The organism is Tatumella ptyseos (assembly GCF_030552895.1).
GTDB lineage: Bacteria > Pseudomonadota > Gammaproteobacteria > Enterobacterales > Enterobacteriaceae > Rosenbergiella > Rosenbergiella ptyseos_A.
In genome coordinates this window covers 255,757-278,080 of sequence record NZ_CP130649.1, presented here as the reverse complement: position 1 = coordinate 278,080, position 22,324 = coordinate 255,757, and the positions used below count along the sequence as shown (strand labels likewise).

At 48.5% G+C, this 22,324-nt stretch carries 28 protein-coding genes; 7 read left to right on the top strand and 21 right to left on the bottom strand.

The genetic code is table 11. The features are described from left to right. The 14 genes from fliD to QJR74_RS01380 form a co-directional block, all read right to left on the bottom strand. The gene (gene fliD / locus QJR74_RS01445) at positions 1-1,275 is read right to left on the bottom strand and encodes a flagellar filament capping protein FliD (protein ID WP_304372859.1); all 1,275 of its coding nucleotides are present in this window, start codon (positions 1,273-1,275) and stop codon (positions 1-3) included. A 188-nt stretch (positions 1,276-1,463) separates the two neighbouring features. Next, positions 1,464-2,423, bottom strand: coding sequence for a flagellin N-terminal helical domain-containing protein (locus tag QJR74_RS01440; protein WP_304372858.1), 960 nt, complete (start codon positions 2,421-2,423; stop codon positions 1,464-1,466). Positions 2,424-2,515: 92 nt separating this feature from the next. Beyond that, entirely contained in the window at positions 2,516-3,538 is a 1,023-nt protein-coding gene (locus QJR74_RS01435; protein WP_304372857.1) for a hypothetical protein, read from the bottom strand. A 2-nt stretch (positions 3,539-3,540) separates the two neighbouring features. Next, complete coding sequence (locus QJR74_RS01430) at positions 3,541-4,440, bottom strand: hypothetical protein (RefSeq protein ID WP_304372856.1); 900 nt, start codon at positions 4,438-4,440, stop codon at positions 3,541-3,543. Positions 4,441-4,454: 14 nt separating this feature from the next. After that, positions 4,455-5,786, bottom strand: a complete 1,332-nt coding sequence (flgK, locus tag QJR74_RS01425; RefSeq protein ID WP_304372855.1) for a flagellar hook-associated protein FlgK — start codon at positions 5,784-5,786, stop codon at positions 4,455-4,457. Beyond that, the gene (locus QJR74_RS01420) at positions 5,786-6,157 is read right to left on the bottom strand and encodes a rod-binding protein (protein ID WP_304372854.1); all 372 of its coding nucleotides are present in this window, start codon (positions 6,155-6,157) and stop codon (positions 5,786-5,788) included. Before QJR74_RS01420 ends, flgK begins: the two co-directional genes overlap by 1 nt. Further along, positions 6,154-7,254, bottom strand: coding sequence for a flagellar basal body P-ring protein FlgI (locus tag QJR74_RS01415; RefSeq protein ID WP_304372853.1), 1,101 nt, complete (start codon positions 7,252-7,254; stop codon positions 6,154-6,156). Before QJR74_RS01415 ends, QJR74_RS01420 begins: the two co-directional genes overlap by 4 nt. A 10-nt stretch (positions 7,255-7,264) precedes the next feature. Beyond that, positions 7,265-7,933, bottom strand: a complete 669-nt coding sequence (gene flgH, locus QJR74_RS01410) for a flagellar basal body L-ring protein FlgH (RefSeq protein ID WP_304372852.1) — start codon at positions 7,931-7,933, stop codon at positions 7,265-7,267. An 8-nt stretch (positions 7,934-7,941) separates the two neighbouring features. After that, positions 7,942-8,727, bottom strand: a complete 786-nt coding sequence (flgG, locus tag QJR74_RS01405) for a flagellar basal-body rod protein FlgG (protein WP_304372851.1) — start codon at positions 8,725-8,727, stop codon at positions 7,942-7,944. A 13-nt stretch (positions 8,728-8,740) separates the two neighbouring features. Next, positions 8,741-9,472, bottom strand: a complete 732-nt coding sequence (gene flgF, locus QJR74_RS01400; protein ID WP_304372850.1) for a flagellar basal-body rod protein FlgF — start codon at positions 9,470-9,472, stop codon at positions 8,741-8,743. After that, a complete protein-coding gene (locus QJR74_RS01395) occupies positions 9,472-10,242 on the bottom strand; it encodes a flagellar hook basal-body protein (RefSeq protein WP_304372849.1) in 771 nt (256 codons plus the stop codon). The genes flgF and QJR74_RS01395 overlap by 1 nt, the downstream gene beginning before the upstream one ends. A 27-nt stretch (positions 10,243-10,269) precedes the next feature. After that, positions 10,270-10,929 (bottom strand): flagellar hook capping FlgD N-terminal domain-containing protein, encoded by a 660-nt coding sequence (locus QJR74_RS01390; RefSeq protein ID WP_304372848.1) that lies wholly within the window; start codon positions 10,927-10,929, stop codon positions 10,270-10,272. Then, complete coding sequence (flgC, locus tag QJR74_RS01385) at positions 10,929-11,351, bottom strand: flagellar basal body rod protein FlgC (protein ID WP_304372847.1); 423 nt, start codon at positions 11,349-11,351, stop codon at positions 10,929-10,931. Before flgC ends, QJR74_RS01390 begins: the two co-directional genes overlap by 1 nt. Before the next feature lie 15 nt (positions 11,352-11,366). Further along, positions 11,367-11,717: a flagellar basal body protein gene (locus QJR74_RS01380; RefSeq protein ID WP_304372846.1), complete on the bottom strand. Its 351-nt coding sequence runs from the start codon at positions 11,715-11,717 to the stop codon at positions 11,367-11,369. Positions 11,718-11,814: 97 nt separating this feature from the next. On the opposite strand from QJR74_RS01380, the gene flgA reads away from it, so the two are divergent. From flgA to flgN, 3 genes are all read left to right on the top strand, one after another. Then, complete coding sequence (flgA, locus tag QJR74_RS01375) at positions 11,815-12,570, top strand: flagellar basal body P-ring formation chaperone FlgA (RefSeq protein ID WP_304372845.1); 756 nt, start codon at positions 11,815-11,817, stop codon at positions 12,568-12,570. A gap of 66 nt (positions 12,571-12,636) precedes the next feature. Continuing rightward, positions 12,637-12,915 (top strand): flagellar biosynthesis anti-sigma factor FlgM, encoded by a 279-nt coding sequence (gene flgM, locus QJR74_RS01370; protein ID WP_304372844.1) that lies wholly within the window; start codon positions 12,637-12,639, stop codon positions 12,913-12,915. Beyond that, positions 12,912-13,355, top strand: a complete 444-nt coding sequence (gene flgN, locus QJR74_RS01365) for a flagellar export chaperone FlgN (protein WP_304372843.1) — start codon at positions 12,912-12,914, stop codon at positions 13,353-13,355. The genes flgM and flgN overlap by 4 nt, the downstream gene beginning before the upstream one ends. On the opposite strand, the gene QJR74_RS01360 is transcribed toward flgN, so the two are convergent. The 7 genes from QJR74_RS01360 to QJR74_RS01330 are packed head-to-tail and all read right to left on the bottom strand — an operon-like array spanning position 13,352 to position 19,711. Then, positions 13,352-13,777, bottom strand: a complete 426-nt coding sequence (locus QJR74_RS01360; protein ID WP_304372842.1) for a flagellar FliJ family protein — start codon at positions 13,775-13,777, stop codon at positions 13,352-13,354. The two genes, flgN and QJR74_RS01360, sit on opposite strands and share 4 nt — an antisense overlap. Beyond that, a complete protein-coding gene (locus QJR74_RS01355; RefSeq protein WP_304372841.1) occupies positions 13,774-15,090 on the bottom strand; it encodes a FliI/YscN family ATPase in 1,317 nt (438 codons plus the stop codon). Before QJR74_RS01355 ends, QJR74_RS01360 begins: the two co-directional genes overlap by 4 nt. Further along, positions 15,087-15,764 (bottom strand): FliH/SctL family protein, encoded by a 678-nt coding sequence (locus QJR74_RS01350; RefSeq protein WP_304372840.1) that lies wholly within the window; start codon positions 15,762-15,764, stop codon positions 15,087-15,089. The genes QJR74_RS01355 and QJR74_RS01350 overlap by 4 nt, the downstream gene beginning before the upstream one ends. Positions 15,765-15,774: 10 nt before the next feature. Beyond that, positions 15,775-16,806, bottom strand: a complete 1,032-nt coding sequence (locus QJR74_RS01345; RefSeq protein WP_304372839.1) for a FliG C-terminal domain-containing protein — start codon at positions 16,804-16,806, stop codon at positions 15,775-15,777. Continuing rightward, a complete protein-coding gene (gene fliF / locus QJR74_RS01340) occupies positions 16,781-18,361 on the bottom strand; it encodes a flagellar basal-body MS-ring/collar protein FliF (RefSeq protein WP_304372838.1) in 1,581 nt (526 codons plus the stop codon). The genes QJR74_RS01345 and fliF overlap by 26 nt, the downstream gene beginning before the upstream one ends. A gap of 12 nt (positions 18,362-18,373) precedes the next feature. Further along, a complete protein-coding gene (fliE, locus tag QJR74_RS01335) occupies positions 18,374-18,694 on the bottom strand; it encodes a flagellar hook-basal body complex protein FliE (RefSeq protein WP_304372837.1) in 321 nt (106 codons plus the stop codon). Between the two features lie 21 nt (positions 18,695-18,715). Beyond that, positions 18,716-19,711: a sigma-54 interaction domain-containing protein gene (locus QJR74_RS01330; RefSeq protein WP_304372836.1), complete on the bottom strand. Its 996-nt coding sequence runs from the start codon at positions 19,709-19,711 to the stop codon at positions 18,716-18,718. A 353-nt stretch (positions 19,712-20,064) separates the two neighbouring features. Between QJR74_RS01330 and QJR74_RS01325 the strand changes: the two genes are divergently transcribed. From QJR74_RS01325 to fliQ, 4 genes are read left to right on the top strand one after another with little or no spacing between them, the layout of a single operon-like run. Beyond that, complete coding sequence (locus QJR74_RS01325) at positions 20,065-20,916, top strand: FliM/FliN family flagellar motor switch protein (protein WP_304372835.1); 852 nt, start codon at positions 20,065-20,067, stop codon at positions 20,914-20,916. A 6-nt stretch (positions 20,917-20,922) separates the two neighbouring features. Beyond that, on the top strand, positions 20,923-21,303 hold the full coding sequence (locus QJR74_RS01320) for a FliM/FliN family flagellar motor switch protein (RefSeq protein WP_304372834.1): 381 nt from the start codon (positions 20,923-20,925) through the stop codon (positions 21,301-21,303). Next, on the top strand, positions 21,300-22,049 hold the full coding sequence (gene fliP, locus QJR74_RS01315) for a flagellar type III secretion system pore protein FliP (RefSeq protein ID WP_304372833.1): 750 nt from the start codon (positions 21,300-21,302) through the stop codon (positions 22,047-22,049). The genes QJR74_RS01320 and fliP overlap by 4 nt, the downstream gene beginning before the upstream one ends. A 1-nt stretch (position 22,050) precedes the next feature. Next, entirely contained in the window at positions 22,051-22,323 is a 273-nt protein-coding gene (fliQ, locus tag QJR74_RS01310) for a flagellar biosynthesis protein FliQ (protein ID WP_304372832.1), read from the top strand. The last annotated feature ends 1 nt before the right edge of the window (position 22,324 follow it).

Sequence of the window (22,324 nt, the reverse complement as noted above, 5' to 3'; positions counted from 1 at the left end):
TTAACCTAATAAGCTGCTCAGGGTATTATTCATATCCTGCATCGCACTTTTTAATTTCGTAAACTGCGTTAAGTAGCGGTTATAGGCGTCGTTATAGCGGGTGGTTATTTTAGTTTGCCGATCGGTGATATCACTTTGTTGTCGATCGAGAACCTCTTGGCGGCTTTGTAAGACACCATGACTGGTGCTGAGGTAGTTATTCATCGATTTATCAATCGTCGAGAGCAGCCCTTGGCTATTAAAAAATTGGTTGATCGATTGTGGATTTTTACTCAGTTGTGTTTTCAGCGTATCGCTATTTAACGTCAGCTTACCGTCTTTATCAGAAGTCACGCCAAAGCGGGTCATATCAAAGCCATTAGCGGTTCCACGAATCACGCTGTTTAACTCAGTATTCAGTGAGGAGACTAAGCCATCGTTACCGCCAGTCGCCGAGCCTTGCGTATCCAACACCGAACGTAAGCTGTTATAGGCGTCGATAAAGGTCTGCAGATTTTTTTGAGTACCGCTCGTATCGGTACCGACTGTCAAGGTTAAGGGGGTGTCTGCCGCCGTGACAGTCTGTAAGTTGATGGTGACCCCTTCAATCAGCGAGTCCAATTTATTAGAACTACTACTGAAGGCTAGAGAGCCAATACTGACTTTCGCATCTTTTGCCGCAGAGATCTCTACGCCTTGATTGAGCGCTGCGGCAGTTTGACTGTCCAATTGGCTGGTAGTGAGGGTTAACGCATTGGCTATGCCGCTTTCGTCACTACTCAACATCAATTGCACTTTGCCGTCGGTTTTAATCAATGAGGCGGTGACCCCGGGATTATCGGTCGCTTGATTGACGGCATCGGCGAAGTCAGCCAATGACGTTAGCTTACCCATATCAATCGAAATACTTTTATCTTGCACCGCGAGCGTCAATGAACCACTCGCCTGCTTAACCATCTCATCAGTTAAACCGGTGTACGCGGTTTGCTGGGCCGAAGCAAGTTGACTGACACTGAGTGAATAGGTCCCGCGATTCGCTTGCGAAGTGGTCGTCACTGTCGCCACGGTTGATTGACTTGTGGTCGCGGAATTGACCAACATCCCTTGTGTCGTGCTGTTTAAACTGGCCAGACTACTACGAAAAGTGGTCAGTGCCGTTTTTAACTTGCTGAGATTATTACTCTGCGTGGTGAGCGAGCTTTGCTGTTTAGTCGCGGCACTTTGCGCCGCTTGAATATCGTATCCGGCCATTTGCGTCGCGAGGGTTTGCGGATCAAGAGAACTGATATCGGTCATGGTGGTTATACCCGCTTGAAAAACTCATCAACTGGCTAGGGGATCGGCGTTATATTAGGTTTAAGCAATAATCATGCCAGCTTGTCAAATCCCGTCCAGCGGTGAATAAGAAACGACAAAGCGGAAGAAGATCTTCCGCTTTATTGACGAAGAGGAAAGCAGAGGGTCACTCCCTCTCGCTAAGAGTCTTAGCCTAAGATACTCATCACTAAGCTGGACATGCTGTTTGATTGCTTAAGCATTGAGGTACTGGTTTGTGCCAGCATTTGGCTGCGAGTCATTTTCGAGGCTTCCGACGCGAAATCCGCATCTTGGATGTTACCCAGTGCTTGGTCGGTGTTGTCTTTCATATTGGTTAAGTTAGCGGAAGCATGGCTAAGACCATTGATTGACGCACCGAATGAAGAACGTAAGCTTGAGACATTATCGAGTGCCGTATTTAAGGTATCGATCAGGGCATTGGCATTAGCAGTGCCAGATACAGCATCTTTCGCGGCAACAGCGGGAGTGGTGACGTTGCCGTTTGCATCTTTAACTTCAGCCGTTCCTGCTACTGCTGCAGTATCCTGCACCGATGCAGTAGATAATGAGCTAATGCTGCTAAATACACTCGCAAGCTGCGATGAAACATCAACTTTAGTCGTTTCACCACTTTCTGATCCCGTTTGGAAAGTCATTGCTGACCCCATTTTCGCTTTACTGGTTACTGCTCCTGATGAATCTTTCGTATCGCTAAACAACTTATTACCCGCATAAGAGGTGTTGCCCATGATGCTGTTAAGCTCTGTTTTCAGGCTATCCATCTCTGTATCGATCGCTTTACGGCTATCGGCAGTATTGGTATCAGTAGCGCCTTGCGTCGCCAGATCTTTCATGCGGTACATGATATTACTGACTTCATCCATCGCTCCTTCACCGGTTTGCAGCATCGTCGACGCATCGGCGATATTACGCTGAGCAACCGCCATGCCATTGGTTTGACCTTGTAGACGGGTCGCGACTTGCAGACCTGCCGCATCATCAGACGCTTTGTTAATACGTTTACCGGTACCTAAATGCTCCATCGCGCTCGACAGGGTTGAGTTCGCTTTTTGTAATGCGTTGCTGGCAGACATTGCGGATGAGTTAGTAAAAAGTGTAATAGCCATCTGACGGCTCCTTCAAAAGTGGACGATGTGTAGTAACTAAAGTTAATAACGACTGGCGTCTCACAAAAATAAAGGGCTAGCGTAAATTTTTTCTATTCACCGATAATTAACTGGTAGACCGCGGCAATCGGTAGGTTCGCTTGGCATTGTAAGGCTTGATTTAAACTTCGGAATCCACCATGGCACGCCGAAAGTTGCTGGCGGACAAGCCTTGCCATACGTAAGGCTTGTTGGCCCTCTACAGGAAGGTCGCGTTGCGCCAGCTGGTGGTCAACTTGTTGTCGATGCCTTAATAATTTTTGCTGTGCTTGCTGTAAATATCGCACCGCTTGTTCCGCACTCAGTCCGACAGCAGTGGTATCGCCGGTTAGCAGCTGTTGTAACTGTTGTTCGAAACAAGTGATGGGCTGAGGACGTAATAGAGTTAAGCTATCGGCCGCAAAACAGATCCCCCCTCCTCGTACTGTCCAGGTCGCCAGGCTTAACCACTGGCTTTCCGCTAACGTAAACAACAAACGCTGACTTGGCAGATCGTAATAACACCAGATCCCAAACTGACCCAACGCACGATTAAGCGCAAAAAGTCGCTGTCCTAACGACATTTCAGGCAACATTATTAAAGAGGCCCAGCGACGAAAAGTCCCTTCGCCCAAAGCAAAAGTAATGATTTCTCGTTGCTCCGTCGCCAATAAGGTGTCTAAGGCTTCACACTGAAAAATAATCTGTGCGGGGCGATCTAAGCAGGCAGTAAAATTACGATCTACCGTTCCCCCAGATTGCTGAAGCCGCCGGTCAACCAGTTGACGAGTTCGACGTAGCTGAAGCTGTCGCTTCTCTCGACTCATCGTCTGTGCTAACCCTCTCAGCGATAACTCTGCTTCGCTCAAATAGTCGCTGGCCCGCTGTACAGCGGTAATTTGTAGATTTAATTGCGTATTAAAGCGCTGAGGGTCGCGACTGATCAGCAATTCGTCCGGAAACCTTGTCCCTTGCCGTGATGAGGAGACCCGCTCAAGCACCTCGTGGGTCGTCGGAACGGCGGAGGGTTGGGCACGCATCGCCCCATCACTACTAAGGGGGCGGTTAAAAGAACCGGAAGAGAGTGGTGATAACATGATTAGATTACATCAAAGAGGGAAAACTGATTCATTAAACCATACGCCTTGCTGCTGTATTCCACCGTCTTCATCCAAGATTGCAATTGCAGCGTCGTTTCGGCAGTATCCGCGCTTTGTAAGTGGCTTAATACTTCACTGTTGGCAGCGGTCAGATCGGTATACATATCTGAGAGCTGGGTAAGCTGGTTTTGACGGCTACCGATGGACGCTCTAGCACTACTGACTTTATCCGACGCATCGCTACTCTGTTGGATCAATGCTGAAAGCGTCGTGCTATCTGCTACAGATTGGCTCGAAGACTGGGTGAGCTCACCGATCTGATTCAAGAAACTCAGTGAATCACTCCCTGCCGCGAACAGCGAACTGACCGAAGTTCCAGCGCTAATGCGTTGCTGTTGTCCGACCTGCACGTTGGCCGTTTCATCGTTCCCCTGCCATTGGTATTTACCCTCGACCTTAACCACCGGCGGTTGCGTGTTATTGGTGCCACCAAAAATATAGTGCCCCTGCGCATCTTGGCTGTTAAGAAGATTAACGATCCCTTCACTCAGGCTGGAAAGTTGAGCCTTATCGCCTGCCGAGGTGCTCGCCGTGTGCGTAGCATTATTCATACTGCGTAGCTGGTCTTGTAAGGACAACACAAGATCACTCATGCTACTGAGTAACGTATCTTGGCGCGTTAAGGCATCATTCGCCGAGGTAATATTCTGCTGATACTGCGCAGTCATCGCCTGTTGTTGGGTCACGGCTGCGGTACGCGCAGCATTGAGCGGATCCTCAGAGGGTAAGTCCTGCTTCTGCTGCGTCGCTAACTGATCTTGAAGCTTCTGTATTTGAGTATTACTGGTTTCTAAGGTCGCCAACATTCGTTGCGGCTGACTGAGGCTACTGATACGCATGATAATTTCCTCCGTTAGCTAAATAGCGTGAGTAGTTCACTAAATAGCTGATTACCGACTGACATCACTTTCATATTGGCTTGATAAGATTGTAAGTAAGTCTGCAAATTAACAGCTTCTTCATCTTTGTTTACCGCGCTTAAGTTGTCACGTTGTTGCTGCCACTGCTGAGTCACGGCATTGGCCACCGCGAGCTGATTACTGCTCTGGCTATTGGCCAAGGCCAAGTGACTGGTAATCGCTGTGGCTTGATCGGTAATATCACTTGCCGTTTGTAATCCGCTCAACGCGTTAAGATTATCGCCGTTTGCAGGCGTTTTTTGCTCGAGTGATAAGCCGAGCTGAGCGGGGGTTAAGTCAGTGGTCGCTAATCGAGTGATGCCGGCGCTATCCTTTGTGACAGTAAATAACGCTTTACCCTGCTCATCTTGCAAATCATAGCCATTGGCCAGGGTACTATTGACCTTATCACTTACTGACTGCATCAGATCGGTGACTTGCGTTTGTAACGGTGAAAGCACTTGCTGTTGATAGTCATGCAAGGCGCCCAGCTGCCCGCCGGTGGCCGCTGATAACGTTGATGACTCTTGCCCCATACGACGCTGTAGCTGCCAATTACCTTGCGCATCAGTAGTCGAGGAAAGCACTGCGGCTTGCTTTCCCTCAACCAGCGTAGCCCCTTGAGTGGTTAAGGTATAACTGCCGCTATCGGTTTTCTCGACCGATACCTCGATTAATCCACTCAGTGTTTTGACTTGTTGATCACGCTGGTCTTGCAAACTATTACTTTCCGCGCCTCCACCTAAGCGTTCAATCTGCTGATTGAGATCCGCAATTTGTGAGGAAAGCTGGTTAACTTGTTGAAGGGTAGACTGCTGTTGCTGACCAATACTGGTCTGTTGGTCGGCGAGAGTCTGGCTGGTTTGCGACAAACCATTGGCTAAGCTGGTCGCTGAGCTGATCAATTGCTGCCGGTACGCCGTAGAGTCAGGCTGGCTAGTTAATGCACTGACCGAGTTAAAAAAACTAGTTAATAGCGTGGAGGGCTGTGTGGTGCTGGAGGAGATAACCTTTTCTAATGATGTCCCCCAGCTATTTAACGACTGATAATACCCGACCGAACTCTGCGTGCGCCAAAGTGCTTGATTAAGGGTTTGATCCGTAATGCGGCTAGCATCGCTAGTTTTTACCCCGTTGCCAAGATTCCCCACCACCGATGCGGTTTGAGTGATCGATTGACGGGAATAGCCCGACGTTTGCTGATTGGCAATATTTCCCGCACTGACGGAAATCTGGTTCTGAGCCGCTTGTGCACCTTGGGCGGCAATAGTAAAAAGGTTCATCATCAGCTTTGATCCCTAAATGTCTGTTCTACCGATTCAGAACGACCGCTCGGGTCGATTTCTGAAGGGCTTGCCTTAGGAGAAAGCTGTTTGACGATCATTTCCGCTAAGCCGGTAGAGTGGGTTGCCGCCAAATTGGCACTCAATTGGTCATCATAAAAGTCACGCCAGAGGGCTTGCTGCTTACTGTCCACTGGCGAGTCTTTGACTAATGCGTCCGTTGCATGGCGCATCTCTTTAATCATCTGTCTGAGAAATTGGTTCTCAAACTGTTCAGCGGCTTGCGATAAGCTGTGTGGTTTCTGCTGGTTCCCAATATCCCCGGGAACCAGTGCCTCACCTAACCCAACTGAGCCGGTTAATGAAACGGTCATATCACCACCAATTCCGCATCTAATGCACCGGCTTCATGCAAAGCTTGTAGGATCGACATAATATCGTCCGGTGTAGCACCCAAACCATTTAAGGCATTCACAATACTGCGTAGCGTGGTCGCAGTTGGAATCACGACGCTATGGCCGTTGCCTTGGTTAACCCTGAGTTCACTTTGCGGTGTAACGGCTGTGCGGCCGTTGCTTAATGGTCCCGGTTGGCTGACGGCGTTTGACTCGCGGATGGTCACCGTTAAGCTGCCATGGGAGACCGCGGCAGCGTGGACCACGACATTATCGCCAATCACGACGGTTCCGGTACGCGAATTGAAGACGACACGCGGTGACATTTTCCCTGGAGTTACCTCAACATCCTCCAAGGCAGACATAAAGGCGACTCGACTGCCAGGACTAAGCGGAGCCTTGACAGCGATCCGCGTTGCACTCTCTGCCGTTGCGGTGCCGTAACCGAAATTTTGATTTAAGGCGTTGGCGATATTATTCGCGGTCTTAAACTCAGGGCGATGCAGGTTAAGATAGACCAGATTATTACTCTGAAAATCGGTCGCGATTTCCCGCTCGACCGTCGCCCCATTAGGAATCAGTCCGGCGGTCGGTGTATTGATGGTAATGCTTGAACCACTATTCCCCTGTGCTTGCATTCCGCCAACCACCACGCTACCTTGGGCAAGCGCATAGATTTCACCATCGGCACCTCGTAATTGCGCTAAGAGTAGCGTGCCACCGCGTAAGCTTTTTGCATCACCGATGGATGAAACAGTGACATCAATCGCTTGACCACGACTGTAACCAGGCGGCAACACCGCACTGACCGCCACTGCCGCGACATTCTTAACCTTAGGGTCAATTTTGGCGGGGAGTTGTACCCCAAATTGGCGCAGCATATTGGTGACGGATTGGTTGGTAAAACGGACCTGATTTTTATCTCCCGTTCCGTCCAGTCCAACCACTAAACTGTAACCAATCAGCTGATTTCCCCGAATCCCTTCAACATCGACTAAATCGCCTAATCGCGCGGCAAAGACGTAGGTAGGGAGGAGTAACGCTAGCCAGAGCCAGTGTGGAAGTCGATAACGCACTGAATGCCCCTTACATTGGGAAAAGTGGATGATTAAAGAAACGGGTGAGCCAGCCAGCGCTATTAGCATCGCTCAATGCCCCTCGTCCGGCATAAGAGATCCGCGCATTAGCAATACGTTGCGAATTGACCGAGTTATCTCGATCAATATCATCTGCGCGAACTAATCCGGTGATGCGGATATATTCGTCCCCTTGGTTAAGGGTCAACCACTTCTCCCCGCGTATCACCAGTACGCCGTTGGCCAATACGCGGTAAACGGCTACCGAAATAAAGCCCTTCAAACTGTTTTGTTGCTGCGAGCTGCCATTACCATTGAAGGTCCGATCGCCATCGACCGAGGCAGAAAGGCTATTTACCGAATGACCGAAAACATTCGGGATACCGAAAGTGGTGTCGTTCTTTTTATCAAAACCAGTTTTTGCCTGCTTGCTGGCCTGTGTCGCTTCATCCAACCTTACCGTTAAGATATCGCCGACCCGATAAGCGCGTCGGTCTTGTGTCAACGACCAATTGAATCCAGAGGTAAATACGCCTCCCCCATGATTAGTGGGCGTTGGCGCCAAAATTTCATCCGGTGGCGCATAAGCTTCATCGTCTTTTTTAACCAAATAAGGCGAGCTTTCGCATCCTGACAACAGAAAAGCCATGGCGATCATCACAAACAACGGGTAGCGCATTGTCTTTCCTATAGCGTTTGGGTCACAAATTTCATCATATCGTCCGCAGCGGAGACCATTTTGGCATTCATCTCATAGGCACGCTGTACCGTGATCATATCGACCATCTCTTCCACGACCTGTACGTTAGACCCTTCCAGTGCGCCTTGCTCCAACTGTCCCAGCCCATCTTCACCCGGTGTTCCTTCTGTTGGCTCACCACTCGCCGCCGTTTCTTGATAAAGGTTATCGCCTTGTGCGGCTAGTCCCGCCGGGTTCATAAAATTCACCAAGGTGAGCTGCCCAAGGTCTTCCGGGTCGCTTTGACCGGCAACGGTTGCACGCACCGTTCCGTCTTTACCAATCTGGATATCCGTGGTGTTGGCAGGAATATCAATTTGCGGTTGTAAGGGTAGGCCTTGTGCCGTAGTGAGGACACCGTCTTGATTTCGCTGGAAATTTCCGGCGCGAGTATAAGCGATATCGCCGTTAGCCATTTGCACTTGGAAAAAGCCGTCGCCGGTAATGGCGACATCTAATTTTTGCCCCGTATTTTGTATGTTACCCACACTAAACTCTTTTTGGGTTCCCACAATTTTTACGCCTGTCCCATATTGGGTACCGATAGGGGTATTATCTTGTTGATCCAGAGGGCTACCCGGCGCACGTTGATTTTGGTAAAACAGATCCGCAAATAAGGTACGATCCTTCTTAAAAGCGGTGGTATTCACGTTGGCTAGGTTATTGGAAATAGAGGTCAGGCGCGCATCTTGAGCGCTTAAACCTGTTTTACTTATCCATAAAGCTGGATTCATGTTTTACGCTCGCTTAACTATTTCTCAGTAACTGATTCCCCGCTGACGCTAAATCGTCGGCGGTTTTCATCATTTTGATCTGTGCTTCGAATTGACGGTTGATCGACATGCTCGCCAGCATTTCACCGATCGCTGAGACATTCGACCCTTCAAGGTGCCCTGAAGATAAACTGATCGTTTCATCCACTGGCGTCGTTCGGTTACTGCTGACCAGTAGACCTTGCTCATTTTTTGATAAGCTCGCCGCAGGGGGGCTGGCTAACTTGATCCGATCAACCTCGATCGGTGTGGTATTACCACTCTCTTGCGGCACGATGGAAATAATCCCGTCTACACCGATACTGACCGAAGAAAATGGCGGTAAAACAATCGGGCCGTTATCTCCGGCGACCGGATAGCCCTGCACCAGCATTTGCCCTTGCTGATCGATCATCAGTGCGCCATTTCGGGTGTAGGCTTCACCGTTCGGCGTGACGAGAGTGAGGTAGCCATGGCCTTGAATGGCAACATCCAAATTACGGCCTGTCGACTGGATAGCGCCGGTAGACAGATCGACCCCAGAAGGTTGTTCTGCACTCAGCACCCGTGTTTCATTCGGACGCTGCGACAACGCTTGTTGTTGTGCGAAGGCAAGGTCGGCACGAAACCCTTCTGTATTAACGTTCGCCAAGTTGTTGGCATGAACTTGCTGTTGAAGCTGTGCCACATTTGCCCCGCTCAGCGCGGTGTAAAGTAATCTGTCCATTAGATAGCTTGGAACAGCGCAGTAAACATGCTGCTATCGGTACTAATCACTTTGGTATTAGCTTGATAGTTACGCTGTGCACTCATCAGGTTAACCAATTCGCTGGTTAAATCGACGTTCGATGACTCAAGAGAGCCATTATGCAAGCTGCCTAAAACCCCCGTCTGCGCCACCCCAAATTGCGGCGTACCTGAGCCTTCAGTCGCTCGCCATAGGGTTCCATCTTCGGGTACTAACTGGTCCATATTGGCAAAGCTTGCCAGCACTACTTGCCCGACAGTTGTCGTCTCACCATTGCTATAGGTCGCCTGAACGTTGCCTTTCTCATCGAGATTTACCCCGCTTAACGTGGCGCCCTGACTTGTTTGAGGTATCTTAATTGACGAGACGGCCCCCGTAGTCGTACCTACTGGGTAGCCCTGGTATTGCAGCCCAGCGTTATTGACTAAATACCCATCCTTATCGACTTGTACATATCCCGCACGGGTAAATTTTTGGCTACCATTGGTGTCTTTTAAGGCGAAAAAGCCTTTACCACTGATGGCGAGATCCAAACTACTGGAGCCATTAATCACTGAGCCATTAGTACTTAGACTTTGCTGAACACCCTGATCCAGTACGCCGTTTCCTTTGCCATTAACGTATAAGGCCGAAAAATTTTCGCGACCTGATTTATAGCCCACCGTATCGGCATTGGCGATGTTGTTCGAGATGGTATCTAACTGTGCGCTGACCGCATCCAGTCCACGAATCGCAATATTAAAACTCATCGTTAGTATCCTTTTAGGAGTAGAGGGCTATGCCATCGTAAATTGAGTGATCGTGCTGTAATTTACATCGCCAATACCTTGCAGACTTAAGACCGGATCGCTGCCAGATAACGGAAAACGTACCGCTTTAACCGTGCCGAGTAGCTCAGTGGAGAGGTTACTTTGATTATTATCCGTCGTGACGCTCATACTATAAGTCCCGACTGGTAACCCTAACGCTTGTGGATCGACAGTAAAATTCACATCGCCAGCAGATGCCGCGCCTAGCGAAACGGGATAGCTCTTACCTGCAGAATCTTTCAGCGTTAAGGTAACCTGGGACGCGGCATGGGCCAGTGTAATACGCCCCGATACAGCGGTTGTGCCATCCGTCGATAACTGGTCCGTCGCCACCATCACTTTCTGGCCCGTTAACGCGCCAATACTCTGTTTTTGTAAGGAGCTAACTTGCCGAGAAGTACTGGTCATTAAACTCGTGATGCTATCCATAGACTGTACTTGGCTCAGCTGTGCCAATTGGCTGACATACTCTTTACCGTCGGTCGGGTTGGTCGGATCTTGGTTTTTTATCTGTGCAACCAGAAGCTGTAAGAACATATCGCTAATTTGGCTATTACCACTGGTTGACGCCGTGGTACCGCTCGTAGTGGTGGTAGTAGCGGTTGTCGAGCTGTTACTAATATTCATCAGGTGACCTCGCCAAGGCGCAGTAGGCTTTGCTGCATACTTTTCACATTTGACAGCACCTCAACATTGGTTTCAAAGCTACGACTGGCTGACATCATATCCGCCATCTGATCGACCGTATTAATGGCTGGGTAATAGACAAAGCCTTGCTCATTCGCTAAAGGGTTATTCGGCTCAAAGCGCGCCACTGAACCAGGTTGTTCACTAATCGCGGTGACGGCGACGCTTGCCCCCGCAGCAGGATCCGTCGAGGACGTTTGGTTCATGATGGCACTGAATACGGGAACCCTAGCTTGATAGACACCGTCCGCAGTTGAGGAGGCGGTGTCAGCATTGGCGAGGTTACTGGCTACTGTATTTAAGCGAATCATTTGTGCATTCATCGCCGAGCCAGCAATTTGATAAATCGCATTAAATCCCATCATCACTCCTGTTCATTAACTTTTTCCCTCGATCGCCTTTTGCATACTGGCCAATTGCATAGAGAGAAAGGATAAACTTACCTGAAAACTCTGACTGTTATTGGCAAAAGCCGCTTGCTCGGTATGCAATTCAACAGTGTTGCCGTCCGCGCCAATTTGTTGAGGAACGCGAAAAAGTACCTGTGCCGGCTGTGATGTCATCTCGGTATGCTGGCGTTGCATTTCAGTTGAAAAATCAATATCTTTGGCCTGAAAATACGGTGTATCGGCATTCGCCAAATTACTGCTTAATATCTCAGCCCGTTGTAATCGTAAGTCGATAGCCTGTACGCTATTGCCTAACGCACGGCTGAAAGATATGCTCATTAATAGATGCCTTATTCTGAGTCCCTGAAATCTTTAAGCAATTTCCATGCCAATAAATAAATTTTATTTTTAGCTTATTTTTCAGTGGATTATATTTATGAGACCTATTAAGAGGAAAGACAACTTCCGCTTTATCCTTACCCTGTACTCTGCATTGATGAGCGGTATTCTCATCGTGTCGGTGAGTCCAGCTTGGGCTGCATCACCTATAGAGAAGCAAGCGACACTGTGGGTCGAACAACAGATACACTCAATGGGGCAACAGCAAGGTTGGCAGTCATTACAGAGCGAAGCGACCATACAGCTTTTTACTCCCGCCAATCGCCTCTCATCTTGTCATATTCCCTTGGTCTTTTCGGCGCCCTTATTACCTCAGTCACCTACCCATTTCCCACTGCTGATAAGCTGTCCCTCATCAAGTGGAGAGTGGAAAATACGGGCTCAGGCTAACGTGACCTTACGTCTCGAGGCTGTCGTGGCGGTAACTGCTCTGCCGGCCGGTACCCTGTTAAATGCGGAGAATATTCAGCTCAGGCCTGTGACGCTAAAACCTGGGACGCGCCCTCGTGTGATGACGCAAATAGAGGATGCATTGCAACTGACCCTTAAGCGTGCCGTCAGTGCTGGAGAACCTTTGTCCCCACTTCTTTTAGCCACGCCAAAGCTGATTTCGCGTAACCAACTTGTCACGCTAGTGGTTCGGCAAGATGGACTTGAATTAACGACAGCAGGGATCGCGCTACAGAATGGCGGTAAAGGTGCCAGGATCCGCGTAAAAAATAGCGGTAGTGGCCGAATCGTCAGTGGAACCGTACTTGATGCTCAGCAAGTATTAATACCGGTAATTGAATAAAATTATGTGAAATGACTTAATTTCTCTCCTCACTGAGTCGTTGTAAGTCATAAATGGAGATTTTTTATGATAAAACTAACCCCAACTTTACCTAATGACCGAGTCAGTACCTCGATGGCTCAATCGGTAAAAACCGAACAGAGTGAGAAAGTCACCGCGCCGACAATTTCTACGCCGTCGACAGAGCAAACCCTCACACAAGCTCGCGACCAGTTGGGGCAATTGCCTGAAGTGGACCTTGATAAGGTTGCTGAAATTAAAGCAGCATTGGGCCGTGGTGAAATTGGGCTAGATAGCGATTCCCTCGCCCACTCTATGCTCGCTTTTTTCCAGAGGTCTGAATGAATAGGATTGAGATTGTTCGTCAGTTAGTGGCGGACTTACTGGATGATCAGCAACATTTTCAGCGGATCGAAAGTCTACTGTCTGCCCAGCGCCAAGCAATTATTAGCTTTACGCCGACGCAACTGGATAGTCATACCCAGCAGCTGATGCAACATTACCGACAGATTCATCAACATGCTCAACGACGTATTCGCGGTCTACAGCAATTATCGCTGAGTGCCGATACCCAAGGAATGAATCAGTTACTTGAAGGTCTAGCCCCTGCCGCGCAACAGCATTTAGTGAAGATATGGCAAGAACTCCCAGCACAACTGCAGCGTTGCCAACAAGCGAATAACGCCAATCAACAGCTACTCGAAATGCAATACAGTCTTTTCGCAGAGTGCATGCCAGAATTAGATCCTAGCGCCTGGCTTTATCATCCCGATAGCTTGGGCTAAATTTTTCGACCAAAGCGGTTCGCCGCCAGTTCATCATTCAACTTTTGAGCCTGTTGCTGTTGTTGCCGCTCATTCGTCTCAGTGACTGTTTGGCTATATATCTCAAGTTGTTTTTCTTGACGATGGCTAATGAGTAACTGCGTCGTGCGTTGGCCTAACTCCAACTCAGCAGACTGACACTGTTGCTGCTGCCACTGATACAACCGCCGCAGTTCTTGCACATAATTTTCATGATTTTTGAGTGCTAAGCCATTACTCACTGCAGGTATCGGTGAGTCGATAAATTGCTGCAACGTGTTCAATTTATTATGCATCTGCTCAACTTGACGTTGCTGCGCGATCACGCGTTGTTGACACTGTTCTCGGCGTTGTTGCCTCAGACGTTCTAGCCTTTTTAGCTGGGATGAGAGCGGGGAACTCATTGTTCATCCTGCATTAAAGAAGAGAGTTGCACCAGACTCTGGTCAAGCGTACTCAATTGCTGGTCGGCTTGCTGTAAAAATTGGCTCATCGCCGGTGCGAGATGCATCGCCCGATCAACCTCGGGGTCGGCTCCCGAGACATATCCCCCTAGGGCGATCATCGGCTTAATCTCTTGATAACGACTATAATAGCGCTTGAAGACTCGCGCCTGATGACGATGCTCTGCCGTCGTCACTAATCCCATGCAACGACTAACGGATTGACTAATATCGATGGCCGGAAAATGCCCCATTTCCGCTAACGCTCGTGATAACACAATATGACCATCCAACACAGCCCGGGCGGCATCGACAATAGGGTCTTGCTGATCGTCACCTTCCGCTAGCACAGTGTAAATGGCCGTTAAGCTCCCCTCACTACTGCTATTACCTGCCGTTTCCACTAGACGAGGGATCAATGAGAAGACCGAGGCTGGATACCCTTTAGTTGCCGGTGCTTCGCCAAGTGATAACGCAATTTCTCGCTGTGCCATGGCATAGCGAGTGAGGGAGTCGATCATCAATAATACGTGATAACCTTGATCGCGAAAAAAGGCAGCGATGGCATGGCAGAGTTCCGTCGCTTTCAACCGCATTAACGGGCTTTCATCAGCAGGGGCTACCACCACCACGGCCTTTTTTAGTCCTTCCTCCCCCAGTGTATGAAGGAGAAATTCGTTAACTTCCCGTCCGCGTTCGCCTATTAAGCCGACCACGACGATCTGCGCATCGGTGGCACGCGCCATCATTCCAAGTAATACACTTTTTCCAACACCACTCCCGGCCATAAGGCCTACTCGCTGGCCGCGTCCAAGGGTTAATAAACCGTTGATGGCACGAATTCCCACATCAAGCGGCGCTGAGATTGGACGACGTTGTAGCGCTGCGAGTGGCGGCAATTGGTGCGCTAGCGTCGCCCCCCCAGTCACCGGGCCTTTTTCATCAATGGGTATCCCCACGCCATTCACGACACGTCCTAGCCACTCAGGGCCAATGGCGAGCCTAGGATGCTGGGTAGCAGGGAGCACTCTTGCACCACTTCTTAACCCTGTCAGACTGTGGAGGGGCATTAGATAAGTCAGTTCACGGTTAAAACCTACCACTTCAGCGATAATTCTTTTTTTATCGACAGTTTCTACTTCACAGCGCTCACCAATCGCGAGTGGACAGCCACTGACCTCCATCAATAGCCCAGTCACCCGACATAACTTCCCGAAATCTTGGCTAAAGGGAATTTCCCCTAAGGAAGATAATGCTTGCTCTAGCCCTTTCATCGATCTTCACCCGGAGTTGTCAGGCTCTGTTCCAGTGTCGCTAAGCAGCTATCCAACCGTTGCTGGCAGCCCAGGTCAAAATGCTGTTCAGCCGTATCAATGACACACTCTCCACGAGAGAGATCCGGTTGCGGCTGTAATTTCCACTGTTCAATTTTTTCAGGTGCTATACGCTGTATCGCTTGATAATCTTCCTCAGCAATTCTCACTGAAAAGCTTGATCCGACTAACTGCTCATTAGCGATTTTTTCCTCAATCCAAGTGAGTAATAGCTCAGGTTGCGTCGCCATTTCATGTTGGATGACCAGTCCGGTAATCCGCTTAACCAAGGCTAACGTTGCCGCTTTTTGCTGTTGTTCAGCCTGTGTATAAAAGGTATTGAGCGTCTCAACCAAGGTACTTAGCGGTGAGCTCGCTTGTTCGAATAAGGCTTTACTTGCGGCCATCCCGGCGGAGTAGCCCTGGTCGTAACCTTGCTGTTTGCCTTCCTCCATCCCTTGAGCAATACCCTGTGCGTTACCCTCCGCTAAGCCTTGCTGAAAGCCCGCCTTAATGGCTTCATCAATGAGTGAATGATCCTCAACTGGAAGGCGCTGTTCAAGAACCTCCTCGACAGCATCAGCCGGGTCAGGATGCAGGGGGGGGAAGCGATAGGTAGTCACCGTTTTGCTCATGGTTTTTCCACTATTCGACCGTACGCTCGGCGTACATTTGCAGGGTAATCTCCCCCTCTTCCGCTAACTGGCGGAGCGTTGTCATGATATCCCGCCGTACTTGTTCGATACGACTGATTGGCATCGGGCCTAAACGCGTAGAGGTTTGCTCTAATTGTCCTACCTGGCGCTTAGGCATGATGCTGAACAATGCATCGCGCAACACAGGTTCTGCACCTTTTAAGGCAATAGCCCACTCTTCGAGTGAAACCTCGTCGAAAAGGCGCTGTAGCGTTTCTTCACTTTGACGGCTTAGAATGAAGAATTCGTACATTTGATCTTCAAGTGCTTTAAATAGGCCAGCGTCTTGCTGTTTCATCTGTGCCAGCAACTCGTTCTGCTGCTCCGGCAGACGATTGATAATATTCGCCGCATGCTTTGCCCCTGTGATACGAGAGCCATGCTCGGAGATAGTGGTGATCCCACGTTCGATGAGACGATCCAGTTCAGCTATCACGTCACGATTAATATCATCGAGTCGCGCAATCTTGAATAAAATTTTATCTTGTAGCGCCAGCGGTTGCATCGCTAAGACTTCAGCCGCGACATCTGGCGGAAGAAAAGCGAGAAAGATGGCTTGCAATTGAACATGCTCTTGGCTGATTAATGCCGAGAGTTGCGAAGTGTCGACCCACTGCAACCGTGCCATGCGGTAGCGAATCGCATCTCCGTAGATATGATTCATCACGCTAGTCGCGATCTCCTGCCCGAGCGATTTTTGTAAAATAGTCTGTAAATACGCGCGCGATCCGCCATGGATGCCACTCTGTTGACGATAATCATCGAAAAAATGATTAAAGGCTTGGTGAGCTTGCGAAACCTTAACCCCTTGTAATCTCGCCATGGTCTCGCTGAGAACAATCACTTCTTCTCGAGATAATTTTTGCATCACTTGTGACGCGGCATCTTCGCCAATACTGAGCAGAAGAATTGCCGCTTGTTCGACACTGTTACGTTGCCGGGTGAGCAACGAAACGTTAGACGTTGTCGCGGGATCGGTCATTACTGTTTATCCACTGTTTGATCACTTCAGCGACGCGGTCAGTTTCATTCGCCGCGAGCTGTTGTAAATAACTGACTTTATCTTCAATACCCGAGGCTCGTGGTGGCAGATCGGCTTCACTTTCAAATTGATGTGTTGCGCTGCCTTGCACCACATCTTGCTCGGCATTAACGGAGTTATCCTTGGCCAACTCCCCTGTACGGCGGCGAATCAGCGTATTCATGACAGGACGCAAAATGAATAGCATCATCAAAATAACGATCACGCCAACACCGGCCCATATCGCCCAGAACTGAATATCCGGCTGTTGCCACCAGCTGAGAATCGGCACGGAGAGAGGAGCAGGTATAACAAAGGCTAGCTTATCGAGCGTTAAGGTATCGCCCCGCTTTGCGTCCACGCCTGCTGCATTTTCTAACAAACTTTTGAGTTGGGCGAGTTGGGTTTCCGACATTTTCGCAACGGTGTCGGTGCCATTATTTAATGCTACCGCAATCTGTAGACGCGCTAACTGTTGCACGGGATAGTTAATATGTTTGATCTGATGGTCATAGGCATATTTACGTTGCGTTTGGCTAACGGATCGCTGAGATTTCTGCGGCTCTGCGCTGTTCGATGTCTCAGTCGCTGGACGGTTACTCAGGGTCCCTGGAATACCGGAAGCGGGAGCTTGATCACTACTATCATTATTGACCTGCTCTTCGAGTACTTTCGGATCACCCTGGTAGGTCTCTTGGGTTTCTTCAGTTCGACGAAAATCAATCTCTGGCATCACCGTGACACGGTAATTCTTTTGCCCGACAGCAGAATCCAGAATTTGCGTCAAATTCTGAGTAATGGGTTGGCTAATACTTTGGAGCACGTCCGATGAGACACTGGTCGTTTCTTGAGTCGAATCATTGAGTAGTGCCCCCGTTTGGTCGACAATATGAATATTACTTGCCGTTAATCCTGGCACACTTCCGGCCACAAGCTGACTAATCGCCCTCACTTGTTGAGTCGCTAAGCGAACTCCCGGCGCCAAGGTCACCAACACCGATGCGCTGCTTGCCGGTTGAGTCGACAGGACAAACCCGTTATCAGCTTGAATACCGAGATGTACGCGCGCGTCTTCAACACCCTGTAGTGACATGATACTCCGTGCCAGTTCGCCTTCTAAACCACGTTGATAGCGGATATTTTGAATGTATTGACTGGCGCCTAATACTTCATCTTTATCCATTATCTCAAAGCCTGGGGCAACAATTGGCTGAATATTCTTGCCTGCCAAGACCATCCGCGCGCGGGGTAATAGCTTGTCGGCAACCAACACTTGTCCATTTTCTGGATTTATTCGAAACTCGATCTGCTCTGCCGCTAATGCACTCGCGACGGCATCATTAGGGACTCGCTGATGAGCACCGTACAACGGAACATAATCCACCTGCCCGCGCCACAATATGGCAACGATAATGAGGGAGACAATTCCCCCTGCGACTGCCAAGACCCAGGGCTTTTTTACTAACTCTAGTGAACCATTACGCTTAGCGAACCAAGCAGTGAGTGAATCAAACATTATGGCTCCACATTAGAGAGGGGTGTTCAACACATCGTCTAGCGCGCTCGTCAGCTTATTACGCACTTGCAGCAATGCACTAAAGCTGATGTTCGCTTGTTGACTGGCCACCATTGCCCCCGCCAGATCGTCGCTTTGTCCAGCGTTGATCGCTTGCTGTTGCTCACTCGCCTTGAGCTGAAGTTGATTTACTTGCCCAATGGCGTCAGCCAGCACCGACTGAAAACTTTCTGTTGGGCGATTGATCGGTAGCGCAGGAGTGGGCAGCGGTGTCCCACCCTCCCCACCTTGTATTCCGGCTGAAAAAAGTGAAAAAGTCGGGTCAATACTCATTTATTCCTTCCTTCAAGGACATTAACGACATAAGCCAGCTTGGCGCATCGAACTCAGGCGGTAGCGTAACGCTCGCGGCGTGATACCAAGCTTTTCAGCCGTTAACGTTTTATTGCCGTTAAACTGTTTAAGGACATCTAACACGTATTGTTGCTCTACCTGTTTCCCTAAATCCCTGATAGCCGGGATACTGTCAACTTCACTATGCGATATCTTTTGTGTCGCACAATGAATTGCAGGTAATCCAAGATCGTCAACGGTTAAATTTTCACCTTGGCAAAGGATTAAGCCACGCTGCACCTTATTTTCGAGTTCCCGAACATTGCCAGGCCAGTCATAGCTGACTAAGGCCTGCTTAACGGAGGTAGAAAGCGTGATATCTGATGAGGTGAAAGCCCGGTACTTCTGCATAAAATGGCTGACTAGCGGCAGAATATCTTCTGGCCGCTCACGTAATGGGGCGATAGTGATGGGTAATACGGCTAAACGATAAAAAAGATCTTGTCGAAACCGCCCCTCTTTCACGGCTAGCGGAATATCTTGATGTGTCGCGGCAATAATCCTGACGTTAAGCTTTATTCGGCGCGTGCTGCCCAGTCGCTCAACCTCTTGCTCCTGTAACACTCTCAGTAACTTAACTTGCAGTGATAATGGCATATCGCCAATTTCATCAAGGAGTAAGGTGCCACCGTTCGCTTGCTCAAATTTACCCGGCATAGATTGAACAGCCCCGGTAAAAGCACCCTTCTCATAACCAAAGAGCGTAGCCTCTAACAAACTTTCGGGGATTGCCGCACAATTGACGCCGATGTAGGGAGCGGAGCCCATAGTGCCAAATTGTTGTCGATGGATATGACGAGCAATGCACTCTTTGCCTGTCCCTGATTCACCGTAAATCAGAACAGGCACACTCACCTTGGCTATTTTTTCAGCTAGGCGTAAGGTGTCGAGGCTCTTTGCAGCGCATGAAATTAGATCAGCATCAGCAGTATTTATCCCAGAAGAATAAGTACTCATTGATATTTCCCAAGTGTAAAGTAAGCGTTTTGCTAATTTTTATTAATATTTAAAATTAACAATGATAATTTTTTTGTTCAATTTATGAACGCCCTCAGAGAGAGTACGATTTTAGCGTTATAATTTTTATTTTAATTGGCGATAACTTGTACAAATAAGGGGCAGATGGCCCAATACTGCCTACTTTTTAGGCAAAAAGTGTCGGTTTTTAGATCAAATTTACGGAATCTTCTGATACAAATCTAAACAAAACCCTTGCAAGCCGCAACTAATATCTCATAATATTCTTAATAATTCCTTACCAAATGCTTAGTATTGCTTAACAGATACAGCATCAGAACGCCGGACAGACCATGGTTTGCGCTAAAGATACACTGAAAAAACTAAACATTGATAAGGATGACAATGTGCTGTCCCTCGCGGTCAGTCAGCTAGGTAAGCCTTGGCACAAGCTCGCAGAACACATTAATAAAAATTATGACAATTTCGATGTTAGTTTGAGCCGCTATTTTTTAAATAAATTTAGAATAAATACTTCGCTAGCTAATATTATTTTTTCTATCGAAGAAAATAAAAAATGCCATCAACTCTATTCCTGTGCTGCTGGAAAAATAGCCTTCGAAATAGATCGGCCTTTATTATTAAGATTATTAAATGACTTTTATGGCGTCACTGATAACACTGAATTGAACGAGACGCCTGAAATCACTCAGACTGAGTTACGGTTACAAGAGCGGCTTGGGGATGAGATCAGTCGAATCTTTTTAACGCCGGAGGTAGTTGGGTTACCGCTCACCTTACAGTCACAGCCAAATCAGCAACATAGTCATTGGGCTTGGTCTCTCTCTTTTCAGCTGCGCGGCTACCCGCAAGGGGTTATCACTTTACACTTTGATCATTCATTAATTGACCAAATTTTGAGTGGCTTACTTCAAGAAACGGAACCAACACCTCACACATCGTTAACCAAAGATCAGTTAGAACGGCAACTGAGGCGGGTTCCCTTTAGCTTAACAGCCCAGTTAGCCAGCGTTGAGATGACGTTAGAACAGCTGTTGGCGTTAAAGGTTGAGGATGTATTGCCTGTTTTTCTTAATGAGTCTGTGCCCATTGTATTAGGTGATGAAACCCTGTTTCAGGCAAAAGTCTCTGAGCATCAAGGTCAGCTCGTATTGTCAGATTTTATTGATCATTACACCAGGTAACACAGTATGAATTACGATAATAATCCCCCTTCGTCTGCTTTTTCGTTGGACGATATTCACTTGGACGATCTTAGCCCCCAAGTCTCAGACTCGACGGCGAAAAAGGATTTCGCACAACATGAAGCGGATGAACGTAAACGACAGCTTTTTAATCGAATTCCCTTAACCTTGACACTTGAGGTCGCCTCGGTGAACGTCTCCCTCGCCGAATTGTTAGCGATCGATAATAGCTCTGTTATTGAATTGAATAAGATGGCAGGTGAGCCGCTTGATTTAAAAGTAAATGGCGTACTTTTCGGTAAGGCCGAAGTTGTGGTCGTCAATGATAAGTATGGCTTACGTATTATCGAGTTCACTGGACAATCGCTAAGTGACCTGACGCCATGAGTCTGAGGGCTAAAGCGGGTTATTTACTCGCGTCGATGGGGCTAATAGCTTCTGCCCCCCTGTTCGCTGCCCAACCGGGGTTACCGCTCTTCAGCACCCAAGCTGCGAATGGCGCACAGCAATTTAGCGTGAATATTGAAATTCTGGTGTTAATGACCCTACTCGGTTTGCTGCCGATTATGGTCTTAATGATGACCAGCTTTACTCGCTTTATTATCGTGTTAGCAATCTTGCGCCAAGCATTGGGTTTACAGCAAACGCCCCCGAATAAAGTGCTAACCGGTATCGCGCTATGCCTAACTTTGCTGGTGATGCGTCCCGTCTGGACCACCATCAACCAACAAGCCTTCCAGCCTTACCAAGCGCAACAAATTTCATTGACTGATGCACTGCAACGAGCCAGTGAGCCTTTGAAAAGATTTATGCTCGCGCAAACCAGTAAACCGGCGCTGGCACAGATAATGAGTATCGCTAAAGCGAGCGGTAAACCTGAAGATCAGGATCTCACGATCATTACTCCAGCGTATCTACTTAGTGAGTTGAAAACGGCTTTTCAGATTGGCTTTATGATCTATCTGCCTTTTCTGGTCATCGACCTCATTGTCTCCAGTATCCTGATGGCCATGGGAATGATGATGTTGTCGCCAATGGTCGTCTCTTTGCCTTTCAAACTATTACTGTTTGTTTTATGTGACGGCTGGACACTGATTACCGGTACCCTTACCCATAGTATTCAGGGATTTTAAGATGTTTACGCTGGATAGTATTAGCGATCAGATGGGAAGTGCTATTCAATTGGTATTACTCATTTCAGCTGTCATTATTTTGCCCGGTCTATTGGTCGGGCTATGTGTCAGTATTTTCCAAGCGGCAACGCAAATTAATGAACAAACGCTAAGCTTTCTACCTCGGTTAGTGGTGACACTGCTTGTCTTAATCGTCGCTGGGAAATGGATATTAATAAAATTAATCGATTTTACCGAGCTATTGTTCCATCAAGCGGGCTCGCTAGCTGGGTAGC

Excerpts from the sequence above, each read along its gene's own strand:
- QJR74_RS01380 (WP_304372846.1), bottom strand. The coding sequence starts at position 11,717 with ATGAGCATATCTTTCAGCCGTGCGTTAGGCAATAGCGTACAGGCTATC.
- QJR74_RS01390 (WP_304372848.1), bottom strand. The coding sequence starts at position 10,929 with ATGAATATTAGTAACAGCTCGACAACCGCTACTACCACCACTACGAGC.
- flgN (WP_304372843.1), top strand. The coding sequence starts at position 12,912 with ATGAATAGGATTGAGATTGTTCGTCAGTTAGTGGCGGACTTACTGGAT.
- flgF (WP_304372850.1), bottom strand. The coding sequence starts at position 9,472 with ATGGACAGATTACTTTACACCGCGCTGAGCGGGGCAAATGTGGCACAG.
- QJR74_RS01440 (WP_304372858.1), bottom strand. The coding sequence starts at position 2,423 with ATGGCTATTACACTTTTTACTAACTCATCCGCAATGTCTGCCAGCAAC.
- QJR74_RS01430 (WP_304372856.1), bottom strand. The coding sequence starts at position 4,440 with ATGCGTATCAGTAGCCTCAGTCAGCCGCAACGAATGTTGGCGACCTTA.
- QJR74_RS01350 (WP_304372840.1), bottom strand. The coding sequence starts at position 15,764 with ATGAGCAAAACGGTGACTACCTATCGCTTCCCCCCCCTGCATCCTGAC.
- QJR74_RS01330 (WP_304372836.1), bottom strand. The coding sequence starts at position 19,711 with ATGAGTACTTATTCTTCTGGGATAAATACTGCTGATGCTGATCTAATT.
- flgK (WP_304372855.1), bottom strand. The coding sequence starts at position 5,786 with ATGATGAACCTTTTTACTATTGCCGCCCAAGGTGCACAAGCGGCTCAG.
- fliP (WP_304372833.1), top strand. The coding sequence starts at position 21,300 with ATGAGTCTGAGGGCTAAAGCGGGTTATTTACTCGCGTCGATGGGGCTA.
- QJR74_RS01325 (WP_304372835.1), top strand. The coding sequence starts at position 20,065 with ATGGTTTGCGCTAAAGATACACTGAAAAAACTAAACATTGATAAGGAT.
- fliD (WP_304372859.1), bottom strand. The coding sequence starts at position 1,275 with ATGACCGATATCAGTTCTCTTGATCCGCAAACCCTCGCGACGCAAATG.
- flgA (WP_304372845.1), top strand. The coding sequence starts at position 11,815 with ATGAGACCTATTAAGAGGAAAGACAACTTCCGCTTTATCCTTACCCTG.
- QJR74_RS01355 (WP_304372841.1), bottom strand. The coding sequence starts at position 15,090 with ATGAAAGGGCTAGAGCAAGCATTATCTTCCTTAGGGGAAATTCCCTTT.
- fliF (WP_304372838.1), bottom strand. The coding sequence starts at position 18,361 with ATGTTTGATTCACTCACTGCTTGGTTCGCTAAGCGTAATGGTTCACTA.
- fliE (WP_304372837.1), bottom strand. The coding sequence starts at position 18,694 with ATGAGTATTGACCCGACTTTTTCACTTTTTTCAGCCGGAATACAAGGT.
- QJR74_RS01360 (WP_304372842.1), bottom strand. The coding sequence starts at position 13,777 with ATGAGTTCCCCGCTCTCATCCCAGCTAAAAAGGCTAGAACGTCTGAGG.
- flgG (WP_304372851.1), bottom strand. The coding sequence starts at position 8,727 with ATGAATCCAGCTTTATGGATAAGTAAAACAGGTTTAAGCGCTCAAGAT.
- flgM (WP_304372844.1), top strand. The coding sequence starts at position 12,637 with ATGATAAAACTAACCCCAACTTTACCTAATGACCGAGTCAGTACCTCG.
- QJR74_RS01395 (WP_304372849.1), bottom strand. The coding sequence starts at position 10,242 with ATGAGTTTTAATATTGCGATTCGTGGACTGGATGCGGTCAGCGCACAG.
- QJR74_RS01420 (WP_304372854.1), bottom strand. The coding sequence starts at position 6,157 with ATGACCGTTTCATTAACCGGCTCAGTTGGGTTAGGTGAGGCACTGGTT.
- flgC (WP_304372847.1), bottom strand. The coding sequence starts at position 11,351 with ATGGGATTTAATGCGATTTATCAAATTGCTGGCTCGGCGATGAATGCA.
- QJR74_RS01320 (WP_304372834.1), top strand. The coding sequence starts at position 20,923 with ATGAATTACGATAATAATCCCCCTTCGTCTGCTTTTTCGTTGGACGAT.
- flgH (WP_304372852.1), bottom strand. The coding sequence starts at position 7,933 with ATGCGCTACCCGTTGTTTGTGATGATCGCCATGGCTTTTCTGTTGTCA.
- QJR74_RS01345 (WP_304372839.1), bottom strand. The coding sequence starts at position 16,806 with ATGACCGATCCCGCGACAACGTCTAACGTTTCGTTGCTCACCCGGCAA.
- fliQ (WP_304372832.1), top strand. The coding sequence starts at position 22,051 with ATGTTTACGCTGGATAGTATTAGCGATCAGATGGGAAGTGCTATTCAA.
- QJR74_RS01435 (WP_304372857.1), bottom strand. The coding sequence starts at position 3,538 with ATGTTATCACCACTCTCTTCCGGTTCTTTTAACCGCCCCCTTAGTAGT.